Annotated in this window: 10 protein-coding genes, 1 tRNA gene and 1 pseudogene; 6 read left to right on the forward strand and 6 right to left on the reverse strand. The window is 60.2% G+C overall.

Annotation, left to right across the window (positions count from 1 at the left end):
- Positions 1-380: 380 nt before the first annotated feature.
- A complete protein-coding gene (locus ACTM82_RS07890; protein ID WP_441055351.1) occupies positions 381-2,909 on the reverse strand; it encodes a phosphoketolase family protein in 2,529 nt (842 codons plus the stop codon).
- A 204-nt stretch (positions 2,910-3,113) separates the two neighbouring features.
- Entirely contained in the window at positions 3,114-4,142 is a 1,029-nt protein-coding gene (locus tag ACTM82_RS07895) for a LacI family DNA-binding transcriptional regulator (RefSeq protein ID WP_118388843.1), read from the reverse strand.
- Positions 4,143-4,325: 183 nt separating this feature from the next.
- Between ACTM82_RS07895 and murB the strand changes: the two genes are divergently transcribed.
- Positions 4,326-5,288: a UDP-N-acetylmuramate dehydrogenase gene (gene murB / locus ACTM82_RS07900; protein ID WP_441055368.1), complete on the forward strand. Its 963-nt coding sequence runs from the start codon at positions 4,326-4,328 to the stop codon at positions 5,286-5,288.
- A gap of 217 nt (positions 5,289-5,505) precedes the next feature.
- Here the strand turns inward: murB and ACTM82_RS07905 are convergent, their stop codons facing one another.
- Positions 5,506-6,711 (reverse strand): PcsB-like coiled-coil domain-containing protein, encoded by a 1,206-nt coding sequence (locus ACTM82_RS07905; protein ID WP_427719726.1) that lies wholly within the window; start codon positions 6,709-6,711, stop codon positions 5,506-5,508.
- A gap of 266 nt (positions 6,712-6,977) precedes the next feature.
- Here ACTM82_RS07905 and galE point away from each other — a divergent pair, with 266 nt between their 5' ends.
- Entirely contained in the window at positions 6,978-8,039 is a 1,062-nt protein-coding gene (galE, locus tag ACTM82_RS07910) for a UDP-glucose 4-epimerase GalE (RefSeq protein WP_154515134.1), read from the forward strand.
- A 114-nt stretch (positions 8,040-8,153) separates the two neighbouring features.
- On the opposite strand, the pseudogene ACTM82_RS07915 reads toward galE, so the two are convergent.
- The 3 genes and pseudogenes from ACTM82_RS07915 to ACTM82_RS07925 form a co-directional block, all read right to left on the reverse strand.
- Positions 8,154-9,002, reverse strand: a pseudogene (locus ACTM82_RS07915) (ABC transporter substrate-binding protein).
- Between the two features lie 274 nt (positions 9,003-9,276).
- Entirely contained in the window at positions 9,277-9,996 is a 720-nt protein-coding gene (locus ACTM82_RS07920) for a GntR family transcriptional regulator (protein ID WP_441055353.1), read from the reverse strand.
- An 83-nt stretch (positions 9,997-10,079) separates the two neighbouring features.
- Positions 10,080-10,238, reverse strand: coding sequence for a hypothetical protein (locus ACTM82_RS07925; protein ID WP_441055354.1), 159 nt, complete (start codon positions 10,236-10,238; stop codon positions 10,080-10,082).
- Positions 10,239-10,491: 253 nt separating this feature from the next.
- Here ACTM82_RS07925 and ACTM82_RS07930 point away from each other — a divergent pair, with 253 nt between their 5' ends.
- The 4 genes from ACTM82_RS07930 (at position 10,492) to ACTM82_RS07945 (ending at position 13,279) form a co-directional block, all read left to right on the forward strand.
- A complete protein-coding gene (locus tag ACTM82_RS07930; RefSeq protein WP_441055356.1) occupies positions 10,492-10,980 on the forward strand; it encodes an HAD family hydrolase in 489 nt (162 codons plus the stop codon).
- 128 nt (positions 10,981-11,108) lie between these two features.
- Complete coding sequence (locus ACTM82_RS07935; RefSeq protein WP_441055358.1) at positions 11,109-12,122, forward strand: polyprenyl synthetase family protein; 1,014 nt, start codon at positions 11,109-11,111, stop codon at positions 12,120-12,122.
- 138 nt (positions 12,123-12,260) lie between these two features.
- The gene (locus tag ACTM82_RS07940) at positions 12,261-13,166 is read left to right on the forward strand and encodes a peptidoglycan-binding domain-containing protein (protein WP_441055360.1); all 906 of its coding nucleotides are present in this window, start codon (positions 12,261-12,263) and stop codon (positions 13,164-13,166) included.
- Between the two features lie 38 nt (positions 13,167-13,204).
- Positions 13,205-13,279: transfer RNA gene (locus tag ACTM82_RS07945), tRNA-Gln, on the forward strand.
- Positions 13,280-13,560: the final 281 nt, after the last annotated feature.

Consider the following 13,560-nt stretch of genomic DNA (forward strand, 5'->3'; position numbering starts at 1 on the left):
GTCTATGGCTCGCCCAGCGGAAAAGTTCACGGACGAGGACGGGGGCGGGGGCGGGGGGGGGGGGGGGGGGGGGGGGGGGGGGGGGGGGGGTGGGGGGGGGGTGGGGGGCCTCCGCCCCCCCCCCCCCCCCCCCCCCCCCCCCCCCCCCCCCCCCCCCCCCCCCCGGCAATGCAATCTTGGCTGACCATAGTTAGATGCACGGCTTCTAAGGCAGCGTAAGCAAGGTCCCCATTACATAAAAAAATCAGCCCCCGCATATCGAAACGGTCGAGAGGGCCGCCTCCGGGCGGGTTGCCTTGCTCCGGGAAGTTCGCGAAGCCCACTTCCCGGAGCAAGGCAACCCGCCCAGAGCAGGCCCCAGCGCGAGACCGTCCCGGATGCTATTCGTTGTCGCCGGCAGTTAGCTGCGTTGCGGAGAGTACGCCGTCAGCAGCGGTTGCGGCCGCGGCATCGGGCCAGACCCAGTCGGTAAAGGCCGGGTGATCGAAGCCCTCGTCGCACGCGAACTCAAAGGCCTCGGTGCGGAAGGCCTCCCACTCATCAATCTGCTCGGCAAACTTATCGGCGTCAACCATGCGCAGCACGTCGGCGGCCAGGGCCCAGCGGTCCATGTTGTTCAGGCGCAGCATGTCAAACGGCGTGGTCGTGGAGCCCTTCTCCTCGTAGCCGTGAACGCGGAAGGCATCGTGGCCGGGACGGTTCCAGATCAGGCGGCGAATCGTGCCGGCATAGGCGTGGAATGCGAAGAGCACGGGCTTCTCGCCGCGGCCAAACAGCTCAGCCCAGCGCTCATCGCTGATGGCTTGGTCGTTCTCGCAGACGTTCTGGATCTTGAGCAGATCGACTACGTTGACAAACCAGACCTTGATGCCCAGCCCGCGCAGCATATCGGTTGCGGCCAGTGCCTCGAGCGTCGGCACGTCACCGCAAGTAGCGACCACGACGTCGGCCTCGGCGAGCGAGTCGGCAGTCGATGCCCACTCCCAGGTCGCTACGCCCTCGGCGAGCTCAGACTTGGCCTCGTCGACCGTCTGGAAGGTGGGGGCGGGCTGCTTGCCACAGAAGATGGCATTGACGCAGTCGGTGGACTGGTAGACGCGCTCGGCCACAGCAAGGGCCATGTTGGCATCGGCCGGATAATAAGCATTCACGACATGCGTGTCGTTTGCCTTGTTGAGCAGCAGGTCGATAAAGCCGGGGTCCTGGTGCGAAAAGCCGTTGTGGTCCTGGCGCCAGACATGGCTCGACAGCAAAATATTGAGGCCGCTGATAGGAGCACGCCACGGAATCTCGCGCTTGGTTGCTTCGAGCCATTTGCAGTGCTGGTTGACCATGGAATCGACCACGTGGACAAAGCTCTCGTAGGAGCTCCACACACCGGAGCGGCCGGTGAGCACGTAGGCCTCGAGGAAGCCCTCGCACTGGTGCTCGGACAACTGCTCGACAACCTTACCGGAACCGGCCAGCAGCTCGTCGTTGGCATCGTCCTCGTAGAAACCGGCATCCCACTGCTTCTTGGTCACCTTATAGGCAGCCTGCAGGCGGTTGGACGCGGTCTCGTCGGGACCGAAGATGCGAAAATCATCCATGTTCTTGGCCAGAACATCGGCAGTGTACTCACCAAAGACGCGGGCGGCCTCGGTGGAGCCCCAGCCGTGGCCCTTACTTGCGACGGGGATCTCGTGAGCGTGAATATCGGGAAGCTCGAGCTCGCGGCGTACCTTGCCGCCGTTCGCGTTGGGATTGGCGCCGATACGCAGCTCGCCGGTCGGCATAAAGGCCGTCACCTCGGGGCGCACCTGGCCCTCGGGCGTAAAGAGCTCCTCGGGCTTGTAGGAGCGCAGCCACTCGCGCAGCACGCGGAAATGCTCGTGGGTGTCCTTGGCACTCGCCAGCGGCACCTGATGGGCGCGCCAGGAGTCCTCGGTCTTCTTGCCATCAATCTGCTTGGGGCAGGTCCAACCCTTGGGCGTACGGAACACGATCATGGGATAGGCCGGACGGACCACGGTCTCGCCCGCAGTGGCCTGAGCCATAGCGGTGGCCTTGATATCGCAGATCTCATCGAAGACCTGCTCGAACAGGGCGGCGAAACGCGCATGAATGCTCGCATGGCTCTCGTCGTCAAAGCCGGCGACAAAGAAATGCGGCTTATAGCCCATGCCCTCAAAGAACTTGGTGAGCTCCTCGTCGGACACGCGGGCAAGAATGGTGGGGTTGGCGATCTTGTAGCCGTTGAGGTGCAGGATCGGCAGGACGATACCATCGGTTGCCGGGTTCACGAGCTTGTTAGACTGCCAAGAGGTCGCGAGCGGACCGGTCTCGGACTCGCCGTCGCCCACCACAGCCACGGCCAGCAGACTCGGGTTATCCATGACGGCACCGTAGGCGTGGCTGAGCGTGTAGCCGAGCTCGCCGCCCTCGTGGATGGAGCCAGGCGTCTCGGGCGCAAAATGGCTCGGAATACCGCCGGGGTAGGAAAACTGGCGGAAGAACTTCTGCAGGCCGGCCTCGTCATTGGTGATGTCGGGGCGAATCTCGCGGTAGGTACCATCGAGCAACGACTGGGCGGTGCCAGCGGGACCTCCGTGACCCGGGCCCATCAAGAAGATCGCGTTCTGGTTGTGATCGGCGATGAGGCGGTTGACATGACCGAACAGGAAGTTAATGCCGGGCGTGGTGCCCCAGTGACCGACCAGGCGGTGCTTAACGTCCGGGCGACCAAAGTCGCGCACCTCACCGGTTTTCTCATCGACAAAGTCGGGGCGCATGAGCGGGTTAGAGCGAAGGTAGATCTGACCGACGGACAGATAATTCGATGCACGCCAATACAGGTCGACGCCCTCGAGCTCGGAAGCCGGCACCTCGTGGCCCAGCTTTTTCCACGGCGTCCCCAGTGTTTTAGCCATTGTTTATGTCCCTCCGCTGTGCGGTCGCCCTCCAATACGGCAACCATTCGTTGGGACTAGTATATTTGCTAAAACGTTTTATCATGGTGAAAAAACGTTTTATCACCCTTATCAATCACATCGATCAACAAAACACGACATTCACCTGCGGCATTGTCTGCCACAGGTGTTCCACATTCGGTCTCTGCAAATTGATAAACGTGTTTAGTTATGTTTAGTAAGCTCGAGCACGCTGCCCTTAACGATAAGCGCCGGCTCCAGGACGACCTCTTCGGCACGCCTACCGCCCCTACCGGCAAGACGCTTGGACATGCAGCCAAAAGCATGTTCCGCGAGGACACCAGGATCCTGCTCAATGGCGGTCAGCGCCGGCTCAAAGAGAACGTCGGCCGCCGAGTTGTCATAGCTCACCACCGAAATATCGCCCGGGATGCTCTTCCCCATCTCGTGCAAACGCTTGAGCAAACCGAGGGCAATGTTGTCCGAGCTCGCGAATACGGCAGTGGCGTCGGTTGCGAGCACCGCCTCCGAGGCCTCGTAGGCGCTCGGAATGTAGTACTCGCTCTCAAACTCCAAACGCGCGTCGATAGGCAGGCCAACCTCGCGCAGCGCGCGCTCATAGCCGGCAAGTCGCTTGCGACCCGTATTGGAACGACGCGCATTAACCAAGCAGGCAATGCGACGGTGGCCCTGCTCGATCAGATAGCGGGTAGCCATATAGCCACCCATCTCGTGGTCGAACATCACCTTGTCGCACTCGAGCCCCTCAATGGCGCGGTCGACCATCACGGCAGGGATGGGTAGATGGCTGACCTCTTCGCGCAGGGCACGGTCGTCCGAGAACTCGTCGCCTACCACCAGGAAGACACCATCGACGCCGCGCGTCACCAGCTGGCGCAGCAGTTCCAGGTCGTCGTCGGCGCTTCCGCCCGAGCTGGTAATAAAGAGCGCATAGCCGTCCTCGCGGCAGCGCTTTTCCAAGCTACCGGCAAGTGAGGCAAAAAATCGGCTCTCGATGTTGGGGACGATAAGGCCCAGGGTGCGTGACTCGCGCATGACCAGGCTGCGCGCAATCTGGTTGGGAACATAGTGGTTGCGCGCCGCGACCTCCTTGATGAGCTTGCGGTTTTCTTCCGAGATGCGACAAGGCCGATTGTTGAGAACAAGCGAGACCGACGAGGGGGAAAGCCCCACCTCCTGGGCGATCTGCTTGAGGGTGACTTTGTTGGCCATCTCGCTCCTTCCGAGTTTACGCGCAATCTCTTGAAAGTATAGCGACTGCCCCTCTACCTCGATGATAAACACTTTACCAATCCGGTAGACGGCTGTTTTATCGCCGCCAGCGCACCAAATACGTCCAGGTGGGGTATATTGCAATCGATTGATGACAACGACCACCAAAAGGCGGATATTCGGATGCACGAGAACGACTTTTTTAACGAGGACCTGCTGTGCGCGCTCGCTGGCGTTGCCGGCGAGGACAACGTGTTGATGAGCGAGCCCATGCGCGAGCACACCACGTTTAAGATTGGCGGCCCGGCCGACGTCTTTGTCACGCCCGACACCGAGCAGGCCCTCGTCGCCACGCTCGATACCTGCTATCGCTGCGATCTGCCACTCACCATCGTGGGCAACGGCTCCGACCTACTCGTCGGCGACAAGGGCATACGCGGCGTCGTCGTAGCGCTAGGCGAGGGCCTCTCCGACATTACCGTCGACGGCACGCACGTTACGGCAGCAGCCGGTGCGCTGCTTTCGGATGTTGCGGCCGCGGCAGCCGAGGCCGGTCTCACCGGCATGGAGCCCATCTCGGGCATCCCCGGATCGGTCGGCGGCGCCTGCTACATGAACGCCGGCGCCTACGGTGCCTGCATGGCCGACGTGCTGGAGTCTGTACGCGTCTACAAGCCCGCCCGCATGCTCGACGACGGCACCCGCGGTAGCGGCAGCATCATCGAGTTCGATGTCGACGAGCTCAATCTGGGCTATCGCAAGAGCCGCATCGCCGACGACGGCTTCATCGTGCTTTCGGCCACCTTCAATCTCGCCCCGGGTAACGCCGCGATGATCAAGGCCGACATGGACGACTACCGCCAACGCCGCGAGGACAAGCAGCCGCTCGACATGCCGAGTGCCGGCTCCACTTTCAAGCGCCCCGAGGGCCACTTTGCCGGTAAGCTCATCATGGATGCCGGCCTGCGCGGCCATGCCGTCGGCGGCGCCCAGGTGAGCGAAAAGCACTGCGGCTTCATCGTCAACGCCGACCACGCCACCGCCGCCGACGTCGACGAACTCATCCGCCACATCCAAGCAACCGTCAAAGACCAATTCGGCGTAGACCTAGAACCCGAAGTCCACCGAGTAGGCGAATTTTTATAAAAAGAAGGCCCCAAAAGGGGCCTTCACCATATTTATTCAGATAACCCAGTCCGGTGTGTCGTGCTCAGGACCCGTGAGGGCCGGGACAGTCCGAGAGGCATAAGGTTGATCGCGAGTTCCGCACGAGCCGGAGAGCACTTAATGTGCTCTCCGCGCGAGCAGGACTGCCCGAGCAGGCAGCCTTATGCCTCGCCCGCAGTCCCGGACCAAGCCGCAGCTACGACAGTGCAATACCGCCGAGCCAGCCCCAGCGCACGCCAGAGCCAGTACCGTAAAAGCTAATGAACGAGTCAAGCGACCTCGACGTGATGGCGCCCTCGTTACTCATAACGATGCCGCCGCCAACATAGATGCCCACGTGTCCGTACAGCAGACCCGGCATACCGGTGCCACTGTGCGACGAGTCGGCCACGATCATGCCCACCTGCAGCGCCGAACGATCGGAGCTGTAGCACCAGGCGTTAAACATGTCGCACGCGTTGCCGCCAAAGTAGCCCACGCCGGCGTTGCGGAAGACGTTGGTGACCCAGGCGGCGCACCAGTTCAGGCCAGGCGAAGGCGTGGAGTAGCATGCGTTGACGACAGCCTGCTGCTTGCCCGAGCCGGCATTCTGTTGCGGATTTCCGGGCGCATACGATCCGCCACCCGAGTTTGAACCACCCGAGTAGGAATTGTTCTTGTTTGCGGCAGCCGCAGCAGCGGCAGCCTTCTTGGCAGCCTCCTCAGCCTGGGCGGCAGCGAGAATCTCGGAATCGCGCTGAGCCATGAGCTCCTTGACGTCGTCGGAGAGGCCGTTCAGAACCGTCTGGACCTCTTGCTGCTTGGCCTGCATGTCCTGCATCTGGGCAGTCTGCTGGTCCTTGAGCTTCTCCAAGTCGGCTTTTTGCGACTCGAGCTCGGACTTCTGTGTATCGAGCTCTTTCTGGATGGTCTGGATATCCTCGATGGCGTCGCGGTCGCTCTTGTTGATCTTCTCAACATAGTGCGCATTGGCGACGAGCTCCTCAAACGAGCCCGAGGCGAGCAGCAGCGACAGGATGTTGGTGCCGCCCGACTTATAGTTGGCGGAAACGCGATCGGAAAGATCGCCGCGCTTCTTTTTGAGCTCGGCCTTCTTTTCGTCAATCTGCGCCTGCGTGCTGTCAATCTGGCCCTGTACGCTCTCGATATCGTTGAGGGTCTGGGCGTTCTTGTTGGCCAGCGCCGCGTATTCATTTGCGATGCTGTCGAGCTGGGCCTGGACCTCGTCAAGCTGAGCCTGGGCCGCATTGAGCTTGTCGGTGGTTTCCTTGGTGGCCTCCGCAGCATGGGCGCGAGCGGGCAGACCAAAAAGAACGGCTGCAGAAGCGGCGCCGAACAAGGCCTTGAGGGCAGTGCGACGCGAAAGCTCCTGGGAAAGGATGGAATCGCTGTTTGGTGACATATCTACTCCGTTACATGTTTATTTATATGTCGCTCAACTCATACATATTAGCGTACATCCGACGCGTCCCAACGATTTCCACGAACGGCAGCAAACCGCATGGTCGGCGGCTCGTATGCAAACGTCAAAGTCAAGGTTATGCCCACGCCAAACATTTCCATGAGTACGTTAGCATGTTCGTCTGCTTTTCCTGCCCTGCACGTTTTGGGTGCCCCTGCCTGCGCTATACTCCCTCAGGAAGTGTTCCTGATTCGATAGGAGACTACATGTCCAAAGCACTCGACCCCAAAGACACCTGCGTCCTCGTAACCGGTGGCGCCGGCTTTATCGGCTCGCACACCGTCGTTCAGCTGCTCGAGGGTGGCTACCAGGTCGTCATCGTCGACGACCTCTCCAACTCCAGCGCCGTCGCCGTCGACCGTGTCAAGACCATCGTGGGCGACAAGGCCGCCAAGAACCTCACCTTCTACGAGGCCAACGTGCTCGACCGCGATGCCATGAACAAGATCTTCGATACCCATCAGATCGACCGCGTCATCCACTTCGCCGGCTTTAAGGCCGTCGGCGAGTCGGTGAGCAAGCCCGTCGAGTACTACCACAACAACATCGAGAACACCCTGGTGCTCGTCGACGTTATGCGCAACCATGGCTGCAAGTCCATCATCTTCTCGAGCTCCTCGACCGTCTACGGCGATCCGGATAACCCGCCCGTCACCGAGGAAGACCCCAAGAAGCCCGCGACCAACCCCTATGGCTGGACCAAGTGGATGATTGAGCAGATCCTTATGGACGTTCACACCGCCGACCCCGAGTGGAACGTTGTGCTGCTCCGCTACTTCAACCCCATCGGCGCACATCCGTCGGGCCTGATCGGTGAGGACCCCAAGGGCATCCCCAACAACCTGGTGCCTTATGTCGCGCAGGTTGCCGTGGGCAAGCTCGAAGCCGTTCAGGTCTTTGGCAACGACTACCCCACCCCCGACGGCACCGGTGTGCGCGACTACATCCACGTGTGTGACCTGGCATCGGGCCATGTGGCCGCTCTCAACTGGATGAACGGCAAGACCGGCGTCGAGATCTTTAACCTGGGCACCGGCACCGGCACCTCGGTGCTCGAGGTTGTCGCAGCCTTCTCCAAGGCCTGTGGCAAAGAGCTGCCCTACGTGATTCGCGAGCGCCGCGCCGGCGACATCGCCGCCAACTGGTGTGATGCCTCCAAGGCCGAGCGCATGATGGGTTGGAAGGCACAGTACGACATCGCAGACATGTGCCGCGACAGCTGGAACTGGCAGAGCCACAACCCCAACGGCTTCGCCGACGCCGAGTAGCAAAAACCTACACACCGTTCTTGCCCCGATCTCACGATGTGAGACCGGGGCTTTTTCATGGCATGTAACCATTCGCCGAAAATCGACCAACTATTTTATCTTGCCTATACATGTTTAAACAACATGTATACAATAGGTGCATCGAATCAGAACATCGGAGGCGGACTGCCCACCCATCGGCAGGCCGACCCCACAACGAGAAGGATAGAAGACGGCCTTGCCAGTTGCGAACTCGTTGGTGGCGTCGTCGCCGGTCTTGGAGGCAAGCTGCGAAGGATCGCAGGTGGAGTCGGTGATGTACAGATCGAAGATCTGCTTAAAGTTGTCGAGATACTCGCCCTTAATCTCGTCATCCTCCTGGTTGTGCTCCTTCTCGAACTCGTAGTAGAGCGGGAGGTTGGCGAGGTGGGTGGTGTAGCGCCAGCTGGAGGAGTCATCCATGCCGGCGGAAGTGAAGGCACCGTCAACGCCAAGCTCGTCCTTGCGGGCCTGAATGTCATCGGCGCAAGCCTTCAGCTTGTCGAAGGAGTTGATGTCCTCGGCCTTGTAGCCAGCCTTCTCGAGGAGCTGCTTGTTGTAGATGATGCCGTAGCTCTCCTGGACCCAGTCGATACCTAGATCCTTGCCGTCGGACTGCAGAGCCAGGGAGTCGTCGACGAGCTCACCGCGGACCTTGGTATCGGACAGGTCGGCGCAGTAGTCCTTTCAGTTCTTAAGACCGGTGGGCCCGTTGACCTGGAACAGGGTCGGAGCGGAGCTCTTGGACATCTCGGACTTGAGCTTCTCCTCGTAGGTGTTGGAGGCGGCGGTCACGATCTTGACCTCGACGCCCTTCTCCTCCTTGTACGCCTTGGCGATCTCCTTCCACTCCTTGTCGACCTCGGGCTTGAATTGGAGGAAGTAGACCTCGGCAGCGTCACCAGAAGCAGAGGAGCCGGAGCCGGCGGAGCCACCGCAGCCCACGAGACCCAGGCCAAAGACCGTGGCGGCGCCCTTTGCCGCCGCCTTCGGAGATTGGTTCGGGGACTTTGCCCCTTTTTCTGATTTGTGCAATACGCTGTTTGCCTAGTTGTCTGAACAGGTATTAATAGAGCGGTAGAAAAACTTCGGTGAACGGTTCTCGATACATTCGTACTTGACAAATATTGTCTAAACAATTAAAGCGCCCCGTGCGGCCGATATCCCATCGACAGCACGGGGCGCTTCATATCGAAACGCAAGCTTATGCGTCTGTTACCTATCGCTTGGAATTGACGCGGTAATGGAAGATCTCGGGGTGTGTGCGAGCATGCGTCACCTCGAACAAGATGCCATCCGATGTGTACGACTGACTCTCCATGACGGCAACGCAGTTGTATTTGCCGAGGTCAAGATAGCTGCAGTCTTCATCGTTGGCGAGCTCGACACTCACCGTACGGCGACTCGCCATCACTTTGATGCCGCGCTTGTGCTCCAGATAGTCGTAGATAGATTCTGCCGCGATCTCGGGAGTCAGACCCTTGGCGATCGACTCCAAAAAGTAGCCATGGTCCACTTGGCGCGCGCTGCCGTTGAGGCTTCGGACACGCACTACGCGAATCAGCTCCTCGCCCACCTTAAAGCCCAGGCGACGAGAGAGCTGCTCGGTGCAGACCAGATGTTCAAAGGACTTAACGTCCGTCGATGCAACGGCATTGCTGCGCTTTGCAAATTCGCCAAACGACTCGACTTCCTCGAGTGCGCCCAGCATGTCGGTTTCGCCCTTGAGCCAAATAACGCGCACGCCCTTGCCGTGTATGGGCTGCACAAACATCTCGTCGGCCAGCATGCTCAAGGCGCGGCGGACGGTATTGCGCGTGCAGTCGAACTCTGCGGTCAGCTCGGCTTCGGTTGGCAGCATCTCCTGGAACGCATAGGTCCCGTTAATGATGCGCGAACGGATCTCGCGGTAGATTCCTTCGTAAATCGCTTTTGGCATGGCTTCACCTCTAATGAATATGTATGGCTAGGCACGATAGCATTTCTTGGGGTTGTTTAAACCGTCTATCGGCAAAGCACGGATTATTTACCGTCGACGGTTCCCCCGGCACCCAAATCGGACCGAATCAAAACCGTCAATGCGGCAAGCAGCCAGTCCTCTACAATGAGTTCATTGTTTAAACGTTCTTGCTCGCACAGCATGTTGCATCCGGAAGGCATATTATGCTGCAGAAAATCCAACGCTTTGGCGGGGCAATGTTCGCGCCCGCCATGCTGTTTTCCATATCGGGCCTTATGGTCGGCGTCTCCGCCCTCGCAACGTCTGCGGACATCGTCGGCGACCTCGCCGTATACGGAACCCCTTGGTATGTTTTTGGGCTATCATCCAGCGCGGCTCGTGGACGGTCTTTAAACGCCTCCCACTGCTTTTGCCGTAGCGCTGCCCATCGGCCTTGCCCAAAAGCAACCGGCGCGCTGCTGCTTCGAGGCACTCGTGGCCTATTTTGCCTACTGCTTCTTTTTGAGCGAGATCATTAAGCTGAGCGGCGATAACCTTGGACTTAAGTACCCGTCGTCTTTGACCTCCGCCAGCGGCATCACCATCATCGACGGCATCAAGACGCTCGACACCGGCATTAAAATTCTTATGTCCACACCGCTCGCCAACCGCATCGCCCAAGATGAAGAGCTTGGGCCTCTGCTCTGCCTCAACGAGCTCGAACTCGAGGTCACGGAAATCTCGCCTCGCGAATGCACCAAACGGGCCGGAATCAAGGCCGTGCTTGACGCCCTGGGGCCAGATCACGGCACTGTGTACGGCATCGGCGACGCAAGCAAAGACATCGCCCTCATGGAGGCGGTCGATGTTGGCGTCGCCATGGGCAACGCGCCGGACTTCCTCAAGGAAAAGGCCGACTACGTCACCGACAGCTTCGACCACGACGGCGTCGTCACCGCGCTCGAGCACTTTGGACTTATCTAGCCGCGCCTCTTGCCGCATTTGCGACAACATGGCTCAATCGTCTTCAACCGCCGCGCTCGATGCCCTAATGTGGCAATATGTTGTCTGCATAACGCAACGATGCAACCTAAGAAAGAATGCGAGAACCCGTGTCCAGTCCGTTTACCAGCTTTTTAGCCCAGCATTTTGACCAGATTAACGACTATCTGGCCACGTTCTTTGACGGACAGGCGACCTCTGCCGATATCGAGCGCTACCTGTATGGCCCGCTCTCGGCATTTACGGCCAATGCCGGCAAGCGCCACCGCCCGCTCATCTGCATGCTCGCCGCCACCGCGGTAGGCGGCAGCTTTGAGAGCGCCCGAAGCGCGGCGGCGGCCATCGAGCACTTTCAGTCGGGAGCGCTTATCCATGACGACATCGCCGACAACGGCCAGCTGCGCCGCGGCAAGCCCTGTATGCACCTTACCGAGGGTACGGGACTTGCCATCAACTGCGGCGACCTAGCGCTCACCATGGTTACCAAGACGGTTCTCGACGACCCCACGCTCGAGGCAGACGTGAAGCTCCGCGTGCTCCACGAGCTCACCGAGATGATCGTTCGCACCATCGAGGGTCAGGCGCTCGACCTGGGCTGGGTCCGCGATGGGCGCTTTGACATCTCGGTCGACGATTATCTGGACATGGCGACGCACAAGACAGCGTACTACAGCGGAGCCACGCCACTTGCCGCCGGAGCCATTATCGGTGGCGGCAGCGAAGACCAGATTGAGGCGCTGCGTGCCTTTGGCCTGCACACGGGCCTTGCCTTTCAGATCCAAGATGATCTGCTCAACCTTATTGGCACCAAGGAGGCCGCCAACAAGGACTTCCGCACCGATATCACAGAAGGCAAGCGCACGCTCGTCGCCGTGCATGCCCTGTCAGACGAGCGTTATCACGACGAAGTCGAGGCAATCCTTTCCTCGGGCACCGAGGACCCCGCGCAACTCGCACGCGCCGTGGAGATCTTCCAGCAGACCGGCTCTGTCGATTTCGCCCACACTTACGCACTCAACCTGACCGCCAAGGCCAAGGCCGCTATCGAAGGTGTCGAGCTCGACCCGCATGCACGCGAGCTGTTCGACTCCATGGCAGATTTCTTTGTGGAGCGCCTTAACTAGCGGGGGTTATAAAACCTGTCAGCAGCGTATTTGGGTACAACTTGCTACACTGTTGAGTGCATGTTTATGCAACCCTTTGCGTTGTCTATCCGACACACGCTCAAATAGTACGAATGGTACGCCGAAAGGGGCTCGTTCATGGAACCTATCACAACGGGCATGCAGGGAGCAGCCGTCGAGGACGTCCAGTCCCGCCTTCTGCAGCTCGGCTATACAATCGATGACGCCGAGGTCGCCGACAAGCGCTTTGGCACCACCACCGAGCAGGCTGTTGGCACCTTTAGGCTCGACAGCGGCCTTGCCGCTGGCTACGCCGTCGATATCCCCTGTTGGAGCGCCCTGGTAGACGCCTCGTATAAGCTGGGCGACCGCACGCTTTATCTGCGCATGCCCAATTTCCATGGTGCCGACGTTCGGGCCCTGCAGAGGGCACTCAACGTTTTGGGTTTTGCCTGCGGTGAGGACGACGGCTACTTTGGCCCGCACACCGAGGCGGCCTTGCAGCAGTTCCAAGAAAATGTCGGCCTGTTTGCCGACGGCATGGCATTCCAGGATACCTACGCCTATATCAACCGTCTGCATCACGTGTGGGAGGGCAAACCCTCGGTTACCGAGGCCGAGTCGCGCATCGGCTTTGCCCGCGCCGCCAACGTGCTCGAGCGCTTCCAGATTGCCGTTATCGGTGAGGACCCCATCGCACGCAGCGTTGCATCGCGCATGTGGAACATCGCCACGGCGACGACCGACAACAGCGGCATGATGCTTTGCGATTCCGAGGTTCCGACCGACGTGGACCTGGTACTCGAGATCGCAAGCGATGAGCTGCCCGCAGATGCAGCGCCGCGCGCCACGATCGCCCTTGCCGAATGTCACAACCTGGCGCAGCGCATCCGCACCGCCAATGTCGCCGCGCAGCAAAAGCCCGCGCGCATCCGCATTGAGCTCACGGGCATGACGCGCTACAACGGAACCTTCACCGCAAGCGATGCACAGACACTCGCCGTACGCCTGCTCGATGGCGTTTGCGATGCCCTCGCAGATTAGGTAAACTAGACGAGCTGCTTTTGGGCAGCACCACACATTGGGACGTAGTTCAACGGTAGAACTCCGGTTTTTGGTGCCGGCTGTTGGGGGTTCGAATCCCTCCGTCCCAGCCAAGGTAACTGAGCGCCCCGGGCTTTCATCAGTCCGGGGCGTTTTCTTGTGGGCATGCGGAGGGATTCGAACCCGCAAGGGTGCGGAGCTGAGGAAACGCGAAGCGTTTTCCAGCGCAGCACGCAAGGAGCGGAGCGACGCAGCGGGGCGCGGCCGCCGGAAGGCGGACGCGGAATCCCTCCGTCCCAGCCAAGGTAACTGAGCGCCCCGGGCTTTCATCAGTCCGGGGCGTTTTCTTGTGGGCATGCGGAGGGATTCGAACCCGCAAGGGTGCGGAGCTGAG

This window comes from Collinsella sp. HCP3S3_E5 (assembly GCF_052067635.1).
Lineage (GTDB): Bacteria > Actinomycetota > Coriobacteriia > Coriobacteriales > Coriobacteriaceae > Collinsella.